Origin of the sequence: Streptomyces dangxiongensis (genome assembly GCF_003675325.1) — a bacterium.
Taxonomy (GTDB): domain Bacteria; phylum Actinomycetota; class Actinomycetes; order Streptomycetales; family Streptomycetaceae; genus Streptomyces; species Streptomyces dangxiongensis.
Genome location: NZ_CP033073.1, coordinates 3,327,602 through 3,348,216, shown reverse-complemented (window position 1 = coordinate 3,348,216; position 20,615 = coordinate 3,327,602). Strand labels below are relative to the sequence as shown.

The window sequence follows — 20,615 nt, the reverse complement described above, 5'->3', positions numbered from 1 at the left end:
GTGGAGAACCTGATCGCGCTGCTCATCGCGGCGCCCCTGCTCGGAGCCGCCGTCCTCCTGGTCGGTGGCCGACGGCTCGACCGTGCCGGCCACTGGATCGGCACGCTCCTGTCGACCGCCTCCTTCGTGGTCGGCGTCGTCCTCTTCACCGGCCTGCTCGGCAGGGGCGCGGAACACCGCACGCTGACCCAGCACCTGTGGACGTGGATCTCGGTCGGCAGCTTCCAGGCGGACGTCACCTTCCGCCTGGACCAGCTTTCGATGACGTTCGTGCTGCTCATCACGGGCGTCGGCTCGCTGATCCACCTGTACTCGGTCGGCTACATGGAGCACGACGAGCGCCGCCGCCGCTTCTTCGGCTACCTGAACCTGTTCCTCGCGGCGATGCTGCTGCTCGTCCTCGCCGACAACTACCTGCTGCTCTACGTCGGCTGGGAGGGCGTCGGCCTCGCCTCGTACCTGCTGATCGGCTTCTGGCAGCACAAGCCCAGCGCCGCCACCGCCGCGAAGAAGGCCTTCCTGGTCAACCGCGTCGGCGACATGGGTCTGTCGATCGCGATCATGCTGATGTTCACCACCTTCGGCAGCTTCGCCTTCGGCCCGGTCCTCAGCCACACCGGTGACGCCTCCGAGGGCAAGCTCACCGCGATCGGGCTGATGCTGCTGCTCGCCGCCTGCGGCAAGTCCGCGCAGGTGCCGCTCCAGTCCTGGCTCGGGGACGCCATGGAGGGCCCGACGCCGGTCTCGGCCCTGATCCACGCGGCGACCATGGTGACCGCGGGCGTCTACCTGATCGTCCGCTCCGGCACCCTCTTCGACGCCGCCCCCGACGCCCAACTGGCCGTCACCGTCGTCGGCGCTGTCACGCTGCTGTTCGGTGCGATCGTCGGTTGCGCCAAGGACGACATCAAGAAGGCACTGGCCGGCTCCACCATGTCGCAGATCGGCTACATGGTCCTCGCGGCCGGCCTCGGCCCGATCGGCTACGTCTTCGCGATCATGCACCTGGTGACGCACGGCTTCTTCAAGGCCGGTCTGTTCCTCGGCGCCGGTTCGGTCATGCACGGCATGAACGACGAGGTGGACATGCGCAAGTACGGCGGCCTGCGCAAGTACATGCCGGTCACCTTCGTCACCTTCGGTCTCGGCTACCTCGCCATCATCGGCTTCCCGGGCCTGTCCGGCTTCTTCTCCAAGGACAAGATCATCGAGGCGGCCTTCGCCAAGGGCGGCACCGAGGGGTGGATCCTCGGGGGCGCGGCCCTGCTCGGCGCGGCCATCACCGCCTTCTACATGACGCGCGTGATGCTGATGACCTTCTTCGGAGAGGAGCGTTGGAAGGACCGACCCACCCGCTCCCCCGAGGCGCCGGGCGCCGAGCCCGTCGCCGAGCACCGCGGCGAGCACGCGGAGCCGCACCCGCACGAGTCCCCGAAGGTCATGACGATCCCGATGATCGTGCTGGCCGTCGGCTCGGTCTTCGCCGGTGGCTTCTTCAGCATCGGCGACCGCTTCCTGCACTGGCTGGAGCCGGTCACCGGCCACCAGGAGGGCGACTCGCCGGTCAGCGCCGGCGTGGTCACCGGCGCCACCATGGTGTGCCTGGTCATCGGCGTCGCCATCGCCTGGGCCCTGTACGGCCGGCGGCCCGTTCCGGCCGTGGCCCCGCGCGGCTCCCTGCTCACCCGCGCGGCCCGCCGCGACCTGCTCCAGGACGACTTCAATCACGTGGTCCTGGTACGGGGCGGCGAGCACCTGACGCGCTCCCTGGTCTACGTCGACCACACCCTGGTCGACGGGGTCGTCAACGGCACAGCGGCCGGCTTCGGCGGCCTGTCCGGCCGGCTGCGCCGGCTCCAGAACGGCTTCGCCCGCTCCTACGCGGTGTCGATGTTCGGCGGCGCGGCACTCCTGGTCGCCGCGACCCTGCTGATGAGGGCGGTCTGATACCGATGTCCTTTCCTCTGCTGACAGCGACGGCGGCGCTCCCGGCCCTCGGGGCCGTCGCCACGGCCGCCGTACCGGCCACCCGGCGCACCGCCGCCAAGTGGCTGGCGCTGGTCGTCTCGCTCGCCACGCTCGCCCTGGCCGTCACGGTGCTGATCCGCTTCGACCCGGACGGCGCCCGCTACCAGCTCACCGAGTCCCACGCCTGGATCAGCGACTTCGGGGTCAGGTACGAACTGGGCGTCGACGGCATCGCGGTCGCGCTGCTCGCGCTGACCGCCGTCCTGATGCCGTTCATCATCCTGGCCGGCTGGCACGACGCCGACCCGCTGGAGACCGGCAACCGCCGCTGGCGGCCCACCCAGGGCTTCTTCGCGCTGATCCTGGCGGTCGAGGCGATGGTGATCATCTCCTTCGAGGCCACCGACGTCTTCCTCTTCTACATCTTCTTCGAAGCCATGCTGATCCCGATGTACTTCCTCATCGGCGGCTTCGGGGACCGTGCCCACGAGCACGGCGAGGAGGCGGCGGCCACCCAGCGGTCGTACGCGGCGGTGAAGTTCCTGCTCTACAACCTGGTCGGCGGCCTGATCATGCTGGCCGCGGTGATCGGCCTCTACGTGGTGGCCGGGAACTTCAGCCTCCAGCAGATCGCCGAGGCCCGCGCGAGCGGCTCGCTCCACATGGCGACCAGCACGGAACGCTGGCTGTTCCTCGGCTTCTTCTTCGCCTTCGCGGTGAAGGCGCCGCTGTGGCCGCTGCACACCTGGCTGCCCAACGCCATGCAGGAGTCCACCGCTCCGGTCGCCGTCCTCATCACCGCGGTCGTCGACAAGGTGGGCACCTTCGCGATGCTCCGCTTCTGCCTCCAGTTGTTCCCGCAGGCCAGCAAGTGGGCGACGCCGGTCATCCTCGTACTGGCGCTCATCAGCATCATCTACGGCGCGCTGCTCGCCGTCGGCCAGCGGGACATCAAGCGCCTGGTGGCCTACGCGTCGATCTCGCACTTCGGCTTCATCGTCCTGGGCATCTTCGCGATGACCAGCCAGGGCCAGTCCGGCGCCACCCTCTACATGGTCAACCACGGCATCTCCACGGCCGCCCTGATGCTGGTCGCCGGATTCCTGATCTCCCGGCGCGGCTCGCGGCTCATCGCCGACTACGGAGGAGTGCAGAAGGTCGCCCCGGTGCTCGCCGGCACCTTCCTGATCGGCGGCCTCGCCACCCTCTCGCTGCCCGGCCTCGCGCCGTTCGTGAGCGAGTTCCTGGTCCTGGTCGGCACGTTCACCCGTTACCCGGTGATCGGCGCCATCGCCACCCTCGGCATCGTCCTCGCCGCGCTCTACACCCTCGTCCTGTACCAGCGGACGATGACGGGCCCGGTGAAGCCCGCGGTGTCGGCGATGCCCGACCTCCGCGTGCGCGAGCTGGTGGTCGTCACCCCGCTGATCGTGCTGCTGATCGTGCTGGGCGTCTACCCGAAGCCCGTCACGGACATCGTCAACCCGGCGGTCAAACAGACCATGTCCGACGTCCAGAAGAAGGACCCCAAGCCCGAGGTGGAGGCGGCCAAGTGAGCGCAGCAGCCGTCCACAGCCTGTGGACAACCGCGGCCGACCCGATCTCGAAGATCGACGCGCCGAAGATCGAATACGCACAATTGTCACCGGCCCTGATCGTCATCGGCGCGGCGCTGGTCGGGGTGCTCGTCGAGGCGTTCGTCCCGCGCAGGGCCCGCTACCACGCCCAGTTGATCCTGTCCGCCGCGGCCCTGTGCGCCGCGTTCGCCGCGGTCGTCGCGCTCGCGGCCGGCGGGTACGGCACCACGAAGGCGCACATCGCGGCCATGGGCGCGATCGCGGTCGACGGCCCGGCCCTCTTCCTCCAGGGCACGATTCTGCTGGCCGGGCTGGTCGGCCTGTTCACCTTCGCCGAGCGGCGCCTGGACCCGGCCGCACACGGCAACCGCGTCGACTCCTTCGCCGCGCAGGCCGCCGCCGTACCCGGCAGCGACAGCGAGAAGGCGGCGGTGCGGGCCGGCTTCGCCACCACGGAGGTCTTCCCGCTCCTCCTCTTCGCGGTCGGCGGCATGCTCGTCTTCCCGTCGGCCAACGACCTGCTGACCCTCTTCGTGGCCCTGGAGGTCCTCTCCCTGCCGCTGTACCTGCTGTGCGCACTGGCCCGCCGCAAGCGGCTGCTGTCACAGGAGGCCGCGGTCAAGTACTTCCTGCTCGGCGCGTTCGCCTCCGCGTTCACCCTGTTCGGCATCGCCCTGCTGTACGGCTACGCCGGCTCGGTGTCGTACGCGCGCATCGCCCAGGTCGTCGACGGCACCGCCACCAACGTCGACCCGGCACTCGCCGGCACCATGGGCAACGACGCGCTGCTGCTGATCGGTGCCGCCATGATCGTGATGGGCCTGCTGTTCAAGGTGGGCGCCGTGCCGTTCCACATGTGGACGCCCGACGTCTACCAGGGCGCGCCCACCCCCGTGACCGGCTTCATGGCGGCGGCGACGAAGGTGGCCGCGTTCGGCGCGCTCCTGCGTCTGCTGTACGTCGTCCTGCCCGGGCTGCGCTGGGACTGGCGGCCGGTCATGTGGGCCGTGGCCGTCATCACCATGCTGGGCGGCGCGATCGTCGCCATCACCCAGACCGACATCAAGCGGCTGCTGGCGTACTCGTCCATCGCGCACGCCGGCTTCATCCTCGCGGGCGTCATCGCCACGTCGAAGGAGGGGGTGTCGTCCGTCCTCTTCTACCTGGCCGGCTACTCCTTCGTGACGATCGGCGCGTTCGCCGTGGTCACGCTGGTCCGCGACGCCGGCGGCGAGGCGACCCACCTGTCCAAGTGGGCGGGGCTCGGCCGCCGCTCGCCGCTGGTGGCAGCCGTCTTCGCGGTGTTCCTGCTGGCCTTCGCCGGTATCCCGCTGACCTCGGGCTTCGCCGGAAAGTTCGCCGTGTTCAAGGCGGCGGCGGACGGCGGAGCGGCCCCGCTGGTCGTGGTCGGCGTGATCTCCTCGGCGATCGCCGCGTTCTTCTACATCCGGGTGATCGTCCTGATGTTCTTCAGCGAGCCGCGGCCCGACGGCCCGACCGTCGCCGTGCCGTCACCGCTGACCATGGTCGCGATCGGCATGGGCGTGGCGGTGACCCTGGTCCTCGGTGTGGCACCGCAGTACTTCCTGGACCTGGCCGGCCAGGCCGGAGTCTTCGTCCGCTGACCCCGGCTCCCGTCCCCGCCGCTGCCCGGCCCCCCGCTCCGAGGGCGCCGGGCAGCGGCGCGTGCGGATCACCGCGGATCACCATTCCGGGGCCCAGCCTGTGGATAACTCCGGCGCTGTCGGTCCGGGCCCCTATGGTGGAGGCAGCGGTCGAGAGACGACACACGGGGGAACGACGGGGGCCAGGACGATGCGCGCGACGGGCGGGATCAGCGAGATGCCACAGGTGACCGAGGGGCCGGACACGGCCGACAGCGAGGCGCCGGCCATCGACAGCGAGGCACTGGCCACGCTGCACCGGGTCTTCGGGTTCGGCGCCTTCCGGGGCGAGCAGCAGGCCGTCATCGAGCATGTGGTCGCGGGCGGCGACGCCCTGGTCCTCATGCCGACCGGCGGCGGCAAGTCGCTGTGCTACCAGATCCCGGCCCTGGTCCGGCCCGGCACCGGCGTGGTGGTCTCCCCGCTGATCGCCCTCATGCAGGACCAGGTGGACGCCCTGCGCGCCCTCGGCGTCCGCGCCGGCTTCATGAACTCCACCCAGGGCTTCGACGAGCGGCGCACGGTCGAGGCCGAGTTCCTGGCCGGCGAGCTGGACCTGCTGTACCTGGCACCGGAGCGGCTGCGCCTGGACGCCACGCTGAACCTGCTCTCCCGTGGCAAGATCTCCGTCTTCGCCATCGACGAGGCACACTGCGTGGCCCAGTGGGGCCACGACTTCCGCCCCGACTACCTCTCCCTGTCCCTGCTCGGCGAGCGCTGGCCGGACGTCCCGCGGATCGCCCTCACCGCCACGGCCACCCGCGCCACCCACCAGGAGATCACCGAGCGGCTGAACCTGCCGACGGCCCGCCACTTCGTCGCCAGCTTCGACCGGCCCAACATCCAGTACCGGATCGTGCCCAAGGCCGACCCCAAGAAGCAGCTACTGGCCTTCCTGCGGGAGGAGCACACGGGCGACGCCGGCATCGTGTACTGCCTCTCGCGCAACTCGGTCGAGCGCACGGCGGAGTTCCTGACCGCCAACGGCATCGCGGCGGTGCCGTACCACGCGGGCCTGGACGCGGCCGTCCGCGCCGCCCACCAGTCCCGGTTCCTGCGCGAGGAGGGCCTGGTCGTGGTGGCGACCATCGCCTTCGGCATGGGCATCGACAAGCCGGACGTCCGCTTCGTCGCGCACCTGGACCTGCCCAAGTCCATCGAGGGCTACTACCAGGAGACCGGCCGCGCGGGCCGCGACGGACTGCCGTCCACGGCATGGATGGCGTACGGCCTCAACGACGTCATACAGCAGCGCAAGCTCATCCAGTCCGGTGAGGGCGACGAGGCGTTCCGCCGCCGCGCCGCCGCCCACCTCGACGCCATGCTCGCCCTGTGCGAGACGGCCCAGTGTCGCCGCGGCCAACTGCTCGCCTACTTCGGCCAGGACCCCGAACCGGTGGCCTGCGGCAACTGCGACACCTGCCTGACCCCGCCGGAGACCTGGGACGGCACCGTCGCCGCGCAGAAGGCGCTGTCCACCGTGGTGCGGCTCCAGCGGGAGCGCGGACAGAAGTTCGGCGCGGTCCAGATCATCGACATCCTGCTCGGCAAGCGCACCGCCAAGGTGATCCAGTTCGACCACGACCAGCTATCCGTCTTCGGCATCGGCCAGGACCTCACCGAGGGCGAGTGGCGGGGCGTCATCCGGCAGCTACTCGCGCAAGGGCTGCTCGCGGTCGAGGGGGAGTACGGCACCCTGACGCTCACCGAGGCGAGCGGCTCGGTGCTGCGGCGGGAGCGCGAGGTGCCGCTGCGCAAGGAGCCGAAGAAGCCTGCCGCCGCCCGGTCGCGGTCGGGCAGCGCCTCCGGAGGCGACCGCAGGGCCAGGACCGCCGGGGCCGAGCTGCCCGGGGAACTGCTTCCCGCCTTCGAGGCCCTGCGGGCCTGGCGGGCCGAACAGGCCCGGGAACAGGGCGTCCCGGCGTACGTCATCTTCCACGACGCCACCCTGCGGGAGATCGTCACCCAGCGGCCCGGTTCGGTGCGCGAACTGGGCACGGTGAACGGCGTCGGCGAGAAGAAGCTGGTGACGTACGGGGAAGGCGTGCTGGAGGTCCTGGCCTCCCTGAACGAACCGACCCCGGCCGCGACCACCCCGGACGCGACCACCCCGGACGCGACCACCCCGGACGCCGTCCCCGCCCCGGCGGGCGCGGCGTCCCCGGACGACCACTGGCCCGAGCCGGCGGACGAACCGGAGCCCGACGACTGGATGTGACCGGTACCGGGCCCCGGACCCGGCCCGCACCGGATTCCGGCTCCCACCGGTCGCCGGGCAGGACGGATCCGCTGTCCGGCGGGCCGGTCAGGACAGTGCCGTCAGACCCGGCGCGAAGGTGATCAGCAGCGGCACCAGCGGCACCAGCGCGGCCACCGTCGTCGTCAGGGCCCGGTGCCGGCGCAGCAGCCGTGGTGGCGGCTCCAGCAGGCGGTCCACGCGTTCGCCGAGCAGACGTCGGCTGGAGTCGCAGGACAGGACACCCCGGTGCTGGTTCAGCTCGATCAGCGCGAGGGCCGTGGTGAGGTGCCCGCAGCGCCGGGACGCCGTGTCGTCGGCGGCCAGCTCGACCAGGCGGTGCGTCTGGTCGCAGAAGTGGGTGAAGAGCGGCACGCGCGGGAAGCCCGTGGCCAGCGCGGCGGACAGGTGCAGCAGCCAGTTGTGGTGGGCGCGGGCGTGGCCGCGCTCGTGGGTGAGGACGGCGTCCAACTGGTGGTCGGTGAGGCGGTGCAGCGCCCCCGTGGTGACGACTAGCTGCGCCGGGTGTCCGGGCAGCCACCAGGCGTCCGGGTACTCGTCCTCCAGCACCAGCATCGGCCCGCGCGCCGCCGGCAGGCCGGCCGGCAGGTCGGGGGCGCGTTCCCGAAGCTGCGCCCTGGCCTGGCCACGGCTGCGGCGGGCCTCGAAGAGTTCCCGGCCCAGCATGGCCGTCGTCCAGGCGGCCCCGCAGGCCAGCAGCACGGTGAGTGCGGCGGCCCAGGTCGGCGCGGCGGACAGGTCGTACGCGGCGGTGACGGCGGGCGGCGCGGGTGCGAACACGCGGTCGCGGACGGTGTGGAAGACGGCCGCCGTGCCGAGGACCAGCGCGGTCAGGCAGCACAGCAGGACGGTGGCGACCAGGCACTGCCACACCCACAACGCGACCACGGGGTCCCGCTCGGGCCAGGCGGCGCGGGTCAGCGCGCGCGGTGCCGGCACGGCGGCCGTCAGGGCGACGACGCTCAGCAGGAGCAGGCAGACGGTCATGCCGGGGCTCCGGTTCCTGGTCGGAGAGGCGTGCGGGTCTCGGTGGTGCGGGCACGCGGCGGGCGGCTGCGCGCCGCGTGTGGTGCGTGTCCCTGTCAGTATGACGAAGACGGGCGCTCGGAGTCAGGTGTCGGCGCCGATCCGGCCGGACCGCGGCCCGCGCGCGGGCGACTCGCGGGGCCCGGGGGTGCCCGGAGGGTGCGTTCGTGGGCGCGGGCGCCGCCCCGGCCCGCGCGCGTGGGCGGCTTCCGCGGTGTCACGCGCGCGTCCCCGCGCCGTGCCGGGACGCCGTGGAGGCGGCGCCCGGCAGCAAGGCGGGCCCGGTCGGCGCCCAGGTCGCTGCGGCGGTCAGCCCGCGCGGCCCGGGTTCGCGGGCCGGTGCGTCACGCCGTCACGACACGTCCGGTGACCTCGCCCAGTCCCACCCGGCCTCCGTCCGCGCCGGGAGCCCAGGCCGTGAGCGTCACCACGTCCCCGTCCTCCAGGAACGTCCGCTTGCCGTCGGGCAGCTCCAGCGGGTCGCGGCCGTTCCAGGTCAGCTCCAGCAGCGAGCCGCGCTGATGCTCGGCGGGACCGCTCACCGTGCCGGAGCCGTACAGGTCGCCGGTGCGCAGCGAGGCGCCGTTGACCGTCATGTGGGCGAGCTGCTGGGCGGCGGTCCAGTACATGGTGGAGTACGGGGGCTCCGAGACCACGTGGCCGTTGATCGCGACGGAGATGCGCAGGTCGTACCCGCCCGGTTCCACGCCGGGCGCCGTGTCGTCCAGGTAGGGCAGCAGGGGGTGGGTGCGTTCCGGGGGTGCCACGCGCGCGTGCTCCAGCGCTTCCAGCGGGGTGATCCACGCCGACACCGAGGTGGCGAAGGACTTGGCGAGGAAGGGGCCGAGGGGGACGTACTCCCAGGCCTGGATGTCCCGCGCGGACCAGTCGTTCAGCAGGCACAGCCCGAAGACGTGGCTCCGGAAGTCGCCGAGCCCGACCGGACGGCCCGGCTGGGAGGGAGCGCCCACGACGAAGCCGACCTCGGCCTCGATGTCCAGCCGGACCGACGGGCCGAAGACGGGCGCCGGGTCGCCCGGGCCCTTGCGCTGCCCCGACGGCCGTACGACGTCCGTGCCCGAGACCACCACCGTGCCGGCGCGGCCGTGGTAACCGACCGGGAGGTGCTTCCAGTTCGGCATGAGGGAGTCCGCGGCGTCCGGGCGGAAGATCCGGCCGGCGTTGCGGGCGTGGTGCTCCGAGGCGTAGAAGTCGACGTAGTCGGCCACCTCGAAGGGCAGGTGCAGAATCACCTCGGACAAGGGGCGGAACAGCGGCTCGACCGTCGCGCGGTGCGCGGGGTCCGTGACCCAGGAGACGAGGTCGCGCCGCACGTCCGACCAGGTGCCGGGGCCGGCGGCCAGCAGCGGGTTGAGAGTGGGCCGGTCGAGCAGCGAGCGGTGGGGCGAGCCGAGTGCCGCGGCGGCGGCGCCCGCGTCGAGGACGTGGTCCCCGAGCCGGACTCCGACCGTCCGCTCGGTGCTGCCGGAGGGCGAGAACACGCCGTAGGGAAGGTTGTGCGGGCCGAACGGGTCGCCCTCGGGGACGTCGAAGGGGGGCATGGGGTGCTGCCTCGCTCTCATCCAGGCCATGCATGGCGCTGCGTTCCATGTGGTCGCGCCACACGTTACGGCTGATCCATGTGTCTTGGGCAGTGCCTTCCAAGGCGCTTGGGAGGTTGCCCGCGCAGGGCCTAAAGAGTTCGCAATGTCCGGATAGGCCTTGTCGGAGGCGGTAGTTCCGGCTTAGCGTCCTTTCGGGACGCGGACGGGGCGGATCCGTTCCATCTGGGGGGACGCGTGGGGGGACCCGTGGCCGGAGACGCCGTCGGCGCACCGTGGTCGGCCGACCGCGATGTGCCGGCCCTGATCGTCAAGTTCGGCCACTACCCGCTGCACCACGGAGGCGTCGGCGCGATCCGCAGCCTGGGCCGCCTGGGCGTGCCCGTGTACGCGATCACCGAGGACCCGTACACACCGGCGGCCTCCTCCCGGTACCTGAGGAAGGCGTTCGTGTGGCCGACGACCGGTGCGGAGGATCCGGGCCACCTGGTGGAGGGCCTGTTGCGGATCGGTCGCCGGATCGGCCGGCCGGCGGTCCTCATCCCGACGGACGAGGAGGCCGCCGTCCTGATCGCCGAGCACCAGGAGCACCTGGCCGGCTCCTTCCTCTTCCCGCGCGTCGACCCGGTGCTGCCGCGCCGGCTGGCCAGCAAGCAGGGGCTGCACGAACTGTGCGCGGAACACGGCGTCGCGAGCCCCACGGCCGCGTTCCCGCGGTCGTACGAGGACGTCGTCGCCTTCGCGGACCGGACCCGTTTCCCGGTGGTGGCCAAGAACCGTGAGGCGTTCGTGCGGCGCAGGCGGCCCGCGGTGAACGGCACCACGAGGATCGGCACGCGCGAGGGACTGCTCAGCCTGGCCCGCGACTGGGGCGGGGAACCCGGCGTCGTCCTCCAGGAGTACCTGCCGCGCGAGGACGCCGAGGACTGGATCGTGCACGCCTGCTTCGACCAGGACTCCAGCCCGCTCGCGCTGTTCACCGGGGTCAAGGTGCGCTCCTGGCCGCCGCACGCCGGCATGACGGCGAACGCGTACGTCGTCGACAACCCGGAACTCGCCGGGCTCGCCGCACGTTTCGTCAGACAGATCGGCTTCAGCGGCGTCATCGACCTCGACCTGCGCTTCGACCGGCGCGACGGACGGTACAAACTCCTCGACTTCAACCCGCGCGTGGGCGCCCAGTTCCGGCTCTTCGAGAACGAGTCGGGCGTGGACGTCGTACGCGCCCTGCACCTGCATCTGACCGGCCGCGCCGTCCCGCGGGGCGAACAGCGCGCCGGCCACCGCTACGTCGTGGAGAACATCGACCTCCCCGCCCTCCTCGCCTACCGCCGCAGCGGTTACACGACCCCGCACGCACCGGTGCGGGCGAGCGGGACGGAGCTGGCCTGGTTCGCGGGTGACGACCCGCTGCCGTTCCTCACGATGCTCGCCCGCTTCGTGCGCCCGGGCGCGAAGCACCTCTGCCAGCTATGGCGCACCCACCGCCGCGGCAGCGGTACCAGTACGAAGCGGGCGAGGTACGGCGTAGGCGAGAGACGGCATAGGCGAGGCAGGACCTAGGCAAGGCAGGACCTGGGCAAGGCAGGACCTGGGCAAGGCAGGACCTGGGCAAGGCAGGACCTGGGCAAGGCACGAAGCAGGCAAGGCCACGACGGCGTGGCGCAGCGCGTCCTGGGGAGGTACTTCGTGATTCGACCGGTTGCAGTCATCGGGGCGGGGCCGTTCGGCCTGTCCACCGCCGCGCACCTGCGGGCGCGCGGCATCCCGGTCCGCGTCTTCGGCGAGCCCATGGTCAGTTGGCGTGACCACATGCCCGAGGGCATGCTCCTCAAGTCGACGCCCGCCGCCTCGAACCTCGACTGTCCCCAGCCCGGCCACACCCTCGCCGACTACTGCGACGCGGCCGGCGTCCGCCGCCTGGTGACGGACGAGGACATCATCCCGGTGGAGACGTTCACCGCCTACGGCGAGTGGTTCCAGCAGCGGCTGGTCCCCGGACTGGAGCGGGTGCGGGTCGTCTCGGCCGACCGCGATCCGGGCGGCGGTTTCGCGATCGCGCTGGACTCCGGGGAGCTGTTCACCGCGCGCGCGGTCGTCGTCGCCACCGGCCTGGCCGGGCTCGCCCACCTGCCGCCGGAGCTGACGGGAGCGGCGGCCGACGGACCTTCCCCGTCCGGCCCGGTCTCGCACAGTTCCCAGCACCACGACCTCGGCCGGTTCGCCGGCCGCGAGCTGATCGTCATCGGCGCCGGCCAGTCCGCGCTGGAGACGGCGACGCTCGCCGCCGAGGCGGGTGCACGCGTGCGCGTGGTCGCCCGGGGACGCGGGCGGGTCGCTTTCGGCAGCCCGCCCTGGCGGCAGCCGGCGTTCCGGCCCCGGTCCCCGTTCGGCCGCGCCTGGTCGCTGTGGGCGCTCAGCCATCACCCGCACCCGTACCGCTTCCTGCCCGAGTCCACCCGTCATTACCTGGTCCGCCGGGTCCTCGGCCCGCTCGGCGCCTGGTGGCTGCGCGAGCGCTTCGAGAGCGGTGTGCGGGTGCGGGACGTCGAGCGGGTGGTGGGCGCCGAGGCCCCGGACGGCAGTCCCGTGCTCATCGTCCGCACCCACGCCGGGCGGACCGAGCGGCTCACCGCCGACCACGTCATCGCCGCCACCGGTTACCGCGTCGACCTCGCGGCGATGGACTTCCTCGGCCCCGGACTGCGCACCCGGCTCGCGGTGAGCCGTGGCACGCCGAGACTCGGCCCCGGCTACGTCTCCTCGGTGCCGGGCCTGTACTTCACCGGCCTGCCGGCGGCCTCCTCGTACGGCCCGGTGATGCGTTTCGTCTGCGGGACGGAGTTCGCCTCCCCGCGCCTGGCGAGGCATCTGGCGGCGGCCCACGGGTGAGGCGTTCCGTCCGGGCCCGGCACCGGTTCCGCCTCCACCAGGGGCCCTTTCGCCTCCGTCCGGGGCCGTGCCGCCTGCGTCCGGGGCCGTCCCACCCCCGTCCTGATCCGCTCCTCCTCGTCCGGGCAGCCGGTGCCGGAGCCGGTTGGGGGACCGGCGTCCAGGAGCCCGCGGGGGCCGGCCGGAACCGGCCGGTCGGGGCCGGTCAGCAGGTAAGTGCCGGACGAGACAGGTGAGTCGGCGGGGTGCGGTGTCCGTATTCTCTGATCATGGCACCCACCCCCGCGTACGCCCTGATCGCCACCGACCTGGACGGGACGCTGCTGCGCGGCGACGACACCGTCTCCGACCGGTCGCTCGCCGCGCTCGCGCGGGTGGCGTGGGCCGGTGCCCGCCACCTGGTGGTGACGGGCCGCCCGGCCCCGCGGGTACGGCCGCTCCTGGCGGATCTCGGCCGCACGGGGCTCGCGGTGTGCGGGCAGGGCGCGCAGCTCTACGACGCCGGGACCGACCGCCTGCTGTGGTCGGTCCGGCTGGACCGGGAGCTGGCGGAAACCGCGCTCGGCAAGATCGAGGCGGAGGTGGGGCAGGTCTTCGCGGCGGTCGACCAGGACGGCGTGGACGGGCTCACACTCATCGAGCCCGGCTACCGGATGCCCCATCCGACGCTGCCCGCGCTGCGGGTCGGCCGGCGGGACGACCTGTGGTCCGCGCCCATCAGCAAGGTGCTGCTGCGTCATGCCGCCCTGTCCGACGACGAGCTGGCGGCCGTGGCGCGTGCGGTGGTGGGCTCGCTGGCGACGGTCACGATGTCGGGGCCGGGGACCGTGGAGCTCCAGCCGAGCGGGGTGACCAAGGCGACGGGGCTCGCGCTGGCCGCCGAGCGGCTGGGGATCGGCGCCGAACGGGCCGTCGCCTTCGGTGACATGCCCAACGACATCCCGATGTTCGACTGGGCGGGCCACGGCGTCGCGATGGCCGGCGCCCACGCCGAACTGCGGGCTGTCGCGGACGAGGTCACTCTGTCGAACGAGGACGACGGTGTCGCCGTCGTCCTCGAGAGACTGTTCCCGGCCGACTGACCGGGATGTCAGCAGCGCCCGCCGCCGGTGCCGGTCAGTACGCCCCGAAGACGTTGTCGATCGAGCCGTACCGTGCGGCCGCGTAGTTGCAGGCGGCGGTGATGTTCGCGACCGGGTCGTAGATGTTGAACGACGTTCCGGCCACGTGGTAGGCGTTGAACGTGGGGTCGATGACCTGGAGCAGGCCCTTGGACGGGATGCCCGCTGCCGCGTTGGAGTCCCACAGGTTGATGGCGGACGGGTTGCCCGACGACTCGCGGATGATGTTGCGGTAGATGCCGTTGTAGGTGCCCGGGATGCCCTTCTGCGCCATGATCGCGAGCGACTCGCGGATCCAGCCGTCGAGGGTGTTCGGGTAGCCGGCGGGGGTGGTGGCCTTCGTGGCGGTGGTGGTGGCCGCGGCGGCGCCGGTGGCGCCGATGAGCGGCAGGGCGAGGACGGCGGCGCCGGTGGCCGCGGCGGTGAGGGCGCGGACGAGGCGGCTGTTGCGGGTGCGGGGGTGCTGAGCGACGGCAGACATGGCGATGTTCCTCTCCGGCGCCTGCGAGGTGAGCTGTCGGGTTCGGGCGGGGAGGCGCCCGGCCGTGCCCTGAAGGAGGCACGGCTTCACCCCTAGCCGTTCCGGCGCGGCGTGTGCCGTTCCGGTCCGGCGGCCTACCTGGGTCCCCCGCTCCTGCCGTACGAATGAGTTCGTCGATGGGTGATGCGGGCGGCGGCAGGATTAGGCGTCCGCCCGACGGCCGGGAACGTATGCGAGAGCACATGTCGGGAACAAGTGCCGAGTTCACACAACGCACCATTTGACCTTGATCGACGTCGTATGGGGTACTTGATCCTTTGCGGTCGCCAATCCTCAACTCGCCCACGGGGCAAGGGTTCGGGAGGGCTTGGACGGGCGGGGCGGCCGGGTCGGCGCGTGACCTAATTCACTAAATGGCAAATTGCTGCAAAACAGACAAGAGGGAATCGGCGCATTCCCGCCCCGGAGTCCGGCGACGGAGGAATCCGGGCCGCGGCGCGGTCGAACCCACGGGTGCGGGTGGGTGGCCGAAAGGGGGCGGGCGGAAGGAGGGGAGAGGTCACGACAGAGTACGGAATTGCCGTTAAGTCGATAAATGTCCCTTCCTACTACCTGATCACACTCATGCCCGTTCCGGTCCGATACCGCCCAGGCTGGACCGGTGGGCGCTATCGGTGATCGAAAGAGGACCGGATACGCTGAGTTGAGTGAGGGCAGCGACCTATCGACAAACCGTGTGATCGCCAGCAGACAGCAGCAGACAGGAGACCCCTCGTGACCGTCGTCGGGCCGTTCGGGCTGAGCGTGCGGGACCAGGCTCTGGAAGCCGATGTCCAGGCCGGATTGACGGCTGTCGAGGAAGGCTTGCTCGAGGCCACCAAGAGTGAGGTCCCGTTCATCACGGAGGCCGCGCAGCACCTCGTACGGGCCGGTGGGAAGCGGTTCCGGCCGCTGCTCGTGATGCTCGCGGCACAGTTCGGCGACCCCTACGCGCCCGGTGTCGTACCGTCCGCCGTGGTCGTGGAGCTGACCCATCTGGCCACGCTGTACCACGACGACGTCATGGACGAGGCGGCCGTGCGACGCGGCGTGGCCAGCGCCAACACGCGCTGGGGCAACTCCGTCGCGGTCCTCACCGGCGACTTCCTCTTCGCCCGCGCCTCCCAGATCCTCGCCGACCTCGGCCCCGAGGCGGTCCGGGTGCAGGCCCTCGCGTTCGAACGGCTGGTCACCGGCCAGATCCTGGAGACCGCGGGCCCCTCGGACGGCCGCGACCCGGTCGAGCACTACCTGGACGTGCTCGGCGGCAAGACGGGCTCCCTGGTGGCGGTGTCGTGCCGGTTCGGCGCGATGATGTCCGGTGCCGACGACACGGTCGTCGACGTGCTCACCCAGTACGGCGAACGGCTCGGCGTCGCCTTCCAGCTCGCCGACGACGTCCTGGACATCGCCTCGGACTCCCACGAGTCCGGCAAGACCCCGGGCACCGACCTGCGCGAGGGCATCCCCACCCTCCCCGTGCTCCGGCTGCGCGAGCGGGCCACCCGGCTGGGCCTGACCGAGGACCTCGCCCTCTGCGCGCTGCTGGACTCCGACCTCAGCGACGACGCCCGGCACGCCGAGGCGCTGACCGCGCTGCGCGCGCACCCCGCGCTGGAGCAGGCCCGCCGGGACACCGTGCGGTACGCGGAGGAGGCGCGGGCCGCGCTGGCGCCACTGCGGGAGTGCGACGCCAAGGCGGCGCTCCTCGAACTGTGCGACGCGGTGGTGCACCGCGCCGGCTGAACCGGCCGGACCCGCTTCGGGCGGCGTCTTCCCGCACGACCCCTACGGGTCGGGGGAGATGCCGCCTTCGCATGTCATACCGCAGGCGTACACGGAGTTGGCCCCGAGGGCTGACGCTTCCCCGCGGCCGATTTGGTCAGATGGTCACTACGGAAATCACCACTCCCTCACCGATTCGGGTGAGAATGGCGGCTCAGGTGGACCAGCGTGAGGACAGCCGCCGCCGACGACGGAGGTAAGGCACACATGGCACCGTACGCATCCGACGACGCAGTGGGCGGCGCGCGCGACGAGGACCCGCGTCCCGGCCGGCGCAAGGCCGCCCGGTACGCCGTCCCGGTCGCGGTGGTGGGGGTGGCCGCGGCCACGATCGGGCTCGTCCCGGCGCTCGCCGACTCCGGTGACCCCGACCTGCCGAAGATCAGCGCACAGCAGCTCGTCGAAAAGATCGCCAGGTCGGACGTGCAGCAGTTGTCCGGCACCGTGAAGATCAGCACCGACCTCGGGCTGCCCGAACTCGGCGGCCTGGAGAACAGCCTGCTCTCCGGGGCGGGCAAGGACTCCGGCGACGGCTCGTCCGCCGACCCGCGGGCCAGGCTCACCGAGCTGGCCTCCGGCACGCACACCCTGCGCGTCGCCGCCGACGGCCCCGACCGGCAGAAGCTGTCGCTGCTGGAGAGCGGCGCCGAGTACAGCCTGATCCACGACGGCAAGGACGTCTGGGGCTACGACAGCAAGAGCAACGAGGTTCACCACTCCACCGGAGCCGGTTCCGGCAGGCACCGCGGGACCGCGCCGGCCACGCCGAAGGACTTCGCCGACAAGGCCCTGAAGTCGGTCGACGACACGACGTCCGTCACCGTCGACGGCACCGCCCAGGTCGCCGGGCGCGACGCCTACAAACTGCTGATCAAGCCCAGGCAGCCCGGCACCACCGTCGGCGCGATCAGCATCGCCGTGGACGCGCGGACGGGCCTGCCGCTGAAGTTCACGCTGACCCCGAGCGGCGGCGGCGCCGCCGTCGTCGACGCCGGCTTCACCCGGGTCTCCTTCGCCGAACCGGCCGCCTCCACCTTCGACTTCACCCCGCCCAAGGGGGCGAAGGTCACCGAGGGGAAGGACGAGTCCTCGGGGCGGGAACACACCCCGGGCACCGGCGGAGAGTTCAGGGACGGGGCCCGGACGCGAGGGCACGTCCCGCAGGGCGGCGGAAAGTCCGGCGAGGGGCCGGGCGGCGCCACGGTCCTCGGCAAGGGCTGGACGTCCGTCGCCGCCTTCGACACCGGCGCCAAGGGCGGCCTGCCCACCGGCGCCAAGGGCGGTGACCTCGGCGGCTTCCTCGGCTCGCTCGGCGAGCCGGTCTCCGGTGCCTTCGGCAAGGGCACGGTCTTCTCCACCCGCCTGGTCAACGCCCTGATCACCGACGACGGCAAGGTCTACGCCGGTGCGGTCACCAAGGACGCCCTCGTGAAGGCGGCCGACGCGGCGAAGTAGCCCGTCCGGGCACGACGAAGCGAGGGGGAGCCGATGGACGAGCCGTCCGCCGCCGAGCCCGGCCGGGGTCAGCCGCCGGAGCCCGGGCCGGCGGGGGCCCGGGTGGGCGTCATCGTCACGCGCGGGCTCACCAAGCGCTACCGCGGCGGACAGCTCGCCGTCGACGGTCTCGACCTGACCGTCCCGGCGGGCAGCGTCTTCGGCTTCCTCGGCCCCAACGGCTCCGGCAAGACCACCACCATCCGCATGCTCATGGGCCTGATCGAACCGACTGCGGGCACGGTCCGGGTCCTGGGCCGGCCCATGCCCCGGGCCGCCCGCACGGTCCTCCCGCAGGTCGGCGCGCTCATCGAGGGCCCCGCCCTGTACGGCTTCCTGTCCGGCCGGGACAACCTGCTGCGCTACGACGCCGCCGACCCGGCCGCCGACCCGCGCACCCGGCGCGCCCGCGTCACCGCCGCACTGGACCGGGTCGGGCTCACGGCCGCCGCCGGCAAGAAGGCGAAGGCGTACTCGCTGGGCATGAAACAACGCCTCGGGCTGGCCGCCGCGCTGCTCCGGCCCCGCGGACTGCTGGTCCTGGACGAACCCACCAACGGCCTCGACCCGCAGGGCATGCGGGAGATCCGCACCCTGATCAGGGAGCTGGCCGCCGACGGCACGACCGTCTTCCTCTCCTCCCATCTCCTCGACGAGATCGAGCAGGTGTGCACGCACGCGGCGGTCATGACGCGGGGCCGGCTCGTCACCCAGGGGCCGGTGGCCGACCTGGCGGCCGGGGCACGCGACCGGCTGGTGGTGACCACCCCGGACGCGGCCGAGGCGGCCCGGGTGCTCAAGGAGCAGGGCGTCGGGGACGTGGCCGCCGACGGCGACCGGGTCACCGGCGAACCGCCCGCCCGGGACCTCGCCGAAGTGACCGCGGCCCTGGTCGCCGCGGGCGTCCGCGTCCGGGGCCTCACCGTCGAACGGGCCTCGCTGGAGGACACGTTCGTCGCGCTGACGGGGGAGGGCTTCGATGTCGCCCGCTGACCCGGCTCGGGAGGGCCACGCTGACTCGACCCGGGCGGGCCGCACTGACCCGACCCGGGCGGGCCACGTCGACCCGGTTGGGGAAAGCCGCGCCGATCCGACCCGGGTGGGTGTCGTGCGCCGGCCGAACCCGCTGTGGACGTTCGGACTGCTGCGCAGCGAGCTGGTCACCACCGTCCGCCGCCGGCGCACGCTCGCGCTGCTCGGGGTGCTGGCCGCGGTGCCGGTGCTGATCGCGATCGCGGTGCGGATCGAGACGCGGGACGGTGCCCCGGCGGGCGGGAACGGCACGGGCCCGGCGTTCCTCACCCAGGTCACCAACAACGGGCTGTTCCTGGTCTTCACCGCGCTGGCCGCCACCCTGCCGTTCTTCCTGCCGATGGCGGTCGGCGTCGTCGCGGGCGACGCGATCGCGGGGGAGGCGGGCGGCGGCACCCTGCGCTATCTGCTGGTCGCTCCGGCCGGCCGCACCCGGCTGCTGCTCATCAAGTACGCGACGGTGCTGGCCTTCTGTCTGCTCGCCACCCTGGTCGTCACGGTCTCCGCGCTGGCCGTCGGCGCGCTGCTCTTCCCGCTGGGCGACCTGACCACGATCTCCGGCACCCGGATCGGTCTCGCCGAGGGACTCGGCCGGGCCCTGCTCATCGCCCTGGTGGTGGCGGCCTCGCTGGTCGGGGTGGCGGCCGTCGGCCTGTTCGTGTCGACACTCACCCAGAGCGGCATCGCGGCCATGGCGACCACGGTCGGCCTGCTCGTCACCGTCCAGATCGTCGACCAGATACCCCAGTTGCACACGCTCCAGCCGTATCTGTTCCCGCACTACTGGCTGTCGTTCGCCGACCTGATGCGCGACCCCGTCTACTGGGACGGCCTGACGCGCAACCTCGGCCTCCAGGCGTTGTACGCGGCCGTGTTCGGCTCGGCGGCCTGGGCCCGGTTCACGACGAAGGACATCAGCGCGTGACCCCGGGGCGCGGGACTCACGCGCCGGGCGTCTCGTGCGGGAAGCGCGCGAGCGGGGCGTCCTGCGCGAAGAACGTCTTCGCGCGCGCGAGGGCGTCCGTGTCGCCCAGTACGTCACCGGGCGCGCTGCCGTTGCCGAGCAGGACCCCGCCGAAGCGCATCCGCAGATAGGCGGCGGAGTGGGTGAGCGTGCCGGCGTAGGGGGCGGCGACCGCCGGCTCGTCGTGCGCGAGGGCGGCGACGCCCCAGAGCGTACGGCCGGCCATCGTGCCCCTGAAGTCGACGCCGGGGGTGCGCAGCCAGGCCGACCAGTAGTCGAGGTAGCGCTTGGTGAGGCTGGACACCGAGTACCAGTACAGCGGTGAGGCGATCACGATGTCGGTCGCCGCGAGCGTGGCGTCCAGCAGCAGGCCGGCGGGGGTGTCCGCCGCCGGCCGGACGTGGTCGCTGTCGTGCCGCAGGTCCACGAAGTCGGGCAGGGGGTGCTCGGCGAGCCGGATCCAGCGCTGCTCCACCTCGGCGGGTAGCTGCTCGGCTGCCGCGCGGGCCAGCAGCTCGGTGTTGCCCTCGGCGCGGGCACTGCCCAGGACGAAGAGGAAGCGGCGGGTCATATGGTCCCCCAGGTGGGTGATGTCGTACCGCGAGAAAAGGCATGTGCATTTTATGCATGTGCAAGGAAATTTGACCAGAGTGTGGCTGGTGCGAGGCTGTGACGTCGCGGTGACGCGGGAACCCGGCCTACCCGACACACTGGTTGGCGGGACGCGTACGACCGGATCGCGGCGCCTGGGGA

15 protein-coding genes and 1 riboswitch are annotated in these 20,615 nt (G+C 72.2%); of the genes, 11 read left to right on the top strand and 4 right to left on the bottom strand.

Annotated features, from left to right (window positions below):
- The 4 genes from nuoL (at position 1) to recQ (ending at position 7,427) form a co-directional block, all read left to right on the top strand.
- Positions 1-1,947, top strand: a complete 1,947-nt coding sequence (nuoL, locus tag D9753_RS14795; RefSeq protein ID WP_121787438.1) for an NADH-quinone oxidoreductase subunit L — start codon at positions 1-3, stop codon at positions 1,945-1,947.
- A gap of 5 nt (positions 1,948-1,952) precedes the next feature.
- The gene (locus D9753_RS14790) at positions 1,953-3,524 is read left to right on the top strand and encodes an NADH-quinone oxidoreductase subunit M (protein ID WP_121787437.1); all 1,572 of its coding nucleotides are present in this window, start codon (positions 1,953-1,955) and stop codon (positions 3,522-3,524) included.
- Positions 3,521-5,170: an NADH-quinone oxidoreductase subunit NuoN gene (gene nuoN / locus D9753_RS14785; protein ID WP_121787436.1), complete on the top strand. Its 1,650-nt coding sequence runs from the start codon at positions 3,521-3,523 to the stop codon at positions 5,168-5,170. The genes D9753_RS14790 and nuoN overlap by 4 nt, the downstream gene beginning before the upstream one ends.
- A gap of 217 nt (positions 5,171-5,387) precedes the next feature.
- The gene (gene recQ / locus D9753_RS14780) at positions 5,388-7,427 is read left to right on the top strand and encodes a DNA helicase RecQ (protein ID WP_240468155.1); all 2,040 of its coding nucleotides are present in this window, start codon (positions 5,388-5,390) and stop codon (positions 7,425-7,427) included.
- An 87-nt stretch (positions 7,428-7,514) separates the two neighbouring features.
- Here recQ and D9753_RS14775 read toward each other — a convergent pair whose 3' ends face one another.
- Together D9753_RS14775 and fahA are read right to left on the bottom strand one after the other, a co-directional pair.
- Positions 7,515-8,453, bottom strand: a complete 939-nt coding sequence (locus D9753_RS14775; protein ID WP_121787434.1) for a M56 family metallopeptidase — start codon at positions 8,451-8,453, stop codon at positions 7,515-7,517.
- A 383-nt stretch (positions 8,454-8,836) separates the two neighbouring features.
- Positions 8,837-10,054: a fumarylacetoacetase gene (gene fahA, locus D9753_RS14770; RefSeq protein ID WP_121787433.1), complete on the bottom strand. Its 1,218-nt coding sequence runs from the start codon at positions 10,052-10,054 to the stop codon at positions 8,837-8,839.
- Between the two features lie 249 nt (positions 10,055-10,303).
- Between fahA and D9753_RS14765 the strand changes: the two genes are divergently transcribed.
- The 3 genes from D9753_RS14765 (at position 10,304) to D9753_RS14755 (ending at position 14,028) form a co-directional block, all read left to right on the top strand.
- Positions 10,304-11,617 carry a carboxylate--amine ligase gene (locus tag D9753_RS14765; RefSeq protein ID WP_240468154.1) on the top strand — a complete coding sequence of 438 codons (1,314 nt, stop codon included), beginning with the start codon at positions 10,304-10,306 and terminating at the stop codon, positions 11,615-11,617.
- Positions 11,618-11,743: 126 nt separating this feature from the next.
- Positions 11,744-12,946, top strand: a complete 1,203-nt coding sequence (locus D9753_RS14760; protein WP_121791073.1) for an FAD-dependent oxidoreductase — start codon at positions 11,744-11,746, stop codon at positions 12,944-12,946.
- Positions 12,947-13,215: 269 nt separating this feature from the next.
- Positions 13,216-14,028, top strand: a complete 813-nt coding sequence (locus tag D9753_RS14755) for an HAD family hydrolase (RefSeq protein ID WP_121787431.1) — start codon at positions 13,216-13,218, stop codon at positions 14,026-14,028.
- Between the two features lie 34 nt (positions 14,029-14,062).
- On the opposite strand, the gene D9753_RS14750 is transcribed toward D9753_RS14755, so the two are convergent.
- Positions 14,063-14,548 (bottom strand): transglycosylase SLT domain-containing protein, encoded by a 486-nt coding sequence (locus D9753_RS14750; protein ID WP_121787430.1) that lies wholly within the window; start codon positions 14,546-14,548, stop codon positions 14,063-14,065.
- 3 nt (positions 14,549-14,551) lie between these two features.
- Positions 14,552-14,734: riboswitch (cyclic di-AMP (ydaO/yuaA leader) on the bottom strand.
- A gap of 588 nt (positions 14,735-15,322) precedes the next feature.
- Between D9753_RS14750 and D9753_RS14745 the strand changes: the two genes are divergently transcribed.
- From D9753_RS14745 to D9753_RS14730, 4 genes are all read left to right on the top strand, one after another.
- A complete protein-coding gene (locus tag D9753_RS14745) occupies positions 15,323-16,333 on the top strand; it encodes a polyprenyl synthetase family protein (RefSeq protein ID WP_121787429.1) in 1,011 nt (336 codons plus the stop codon).
- 246 nt (positions 16,334-16,579) lie between these two features.
- Positions 16,580-17,827, top strand: coding sequence for a LolA family protein (locus tag D9753_RS14740; protein WP_121787428.1), 1,248 nt, complete (start codon positions 16,580-16,582; stop codon positions 17,825-17,827).
- Positions 17,828-17,860: 33 nt separating this feature from the next.
- On the top strand, positions 17,861-18,859 hold the full coding sequence (locus tag D9753_RS14735) for an ABC transporter ATP-binding protein (RefSeq protein WP_121787427.1): 999 nt from the start codon (positions 17,861-17,863) through the stop codon (positions 18,857-18,859).
- Positions 18,846-19,823, top strand: coding sequence for an ABC transporter permease (locus D9753_RS14730; RefSeq protein WP_121787426.1), 978 nt, complete (start codon positions 18,846-18,848; stop codon positions 19,821-19,823). The genes D9753_RS14735 and D9753_RS14730 overlap by 14 nt, the downstream gene beginning before the upstream one ends.
- Before the next feature lie 16 nt (positions 19,824-19,839).
- Here the strand turns inward: D9753_RS14730 and D9753_RS14725 are convergent, their stop codons facing one another.
- Positions 19,840-20,433, bottom strand: a complete 594-nt coding sequence (locus D9753_RS14725) for a flavodoxin family protein (protein ID WP_121787425.1) — start codon at positions 20,431-20,433, stop codon at positions 19,840-19,842.
- Positions 20,434-20,615: the final 182 nt, after the last annotated feature.

Bases quoted from the DNA above. Each gene is read 5' to 3' on its own strand.
- D9753_RS14790 (WP_121787437.1), top strand. From the start codon at position 1,953: ATGTCCTTTCCTCTGCTGACAGCGACGGCGGCGCTCCCGGCCCTCGGG.
- recQ (WP_240468155.1), top strand. From the start codon at position 5,388: ATGCCACAGGTGACCGAGGGGCCGGACACGGCCGACAGCGAGGCGCCG.
- D9753_RS14775 (WP_121787434.1), bottom strand. From the start codon at position 8,453: ATGACCGTCTGCCTGCTCCTGCTGAGCGTCGTCGCCCTGACGGCCGCC.
- fahA (WP_121787433.1), bottom strand. From the start codon at position 10,054: ATGCCCCCCTTCGACGTCCCCGAGGGCGACCCGTTCGGCCCGCACAAC.
- D9753_RS14755 (WP_121787431.1), top strand. From the start codon at position 13,216: ATGGCACCCACCCCCGCGTACGCCCTGATCGCCACCGACCTGGACGGG.
- D9753_RS14750 (WP_121787430.1), bottom strand. From the start codon at position 14,548: ATGTCTGCCGTCGCTCAGCACCCCCGCACCCGCAACAGCCGCCTCGTC.
- D9753_RS14740 (WP_121787428.1), top strand. From the start codon at position 16,580: ATGGCACCGTACGCATCCGACGACGCAGTGGGCGGCGCGCGCGACGAG.
- D9753_RS14735 (WP_121787427.1), top strand. From the start codon at position 17,861: ATGGACGAGCCGTCCGCCGCCGAGCCCGGCCGGGGTCAGCCGCCGGAG.
- D9753_RS14730 (WP_121787426.1), top strand. From the start codon at position 18,846: ATGTCGCCCGCTGACCCGGCTCGGGAGGGCCACGCTGACTCGACCCGG.
- D9753_RS14725 (WP_121787425.1), bottom strand. From the start codon at position 20,433: ATGACCCGCCGCTTCCTCTTCGTCCTGGGCAGTGCCCGCGCCGAGGGC.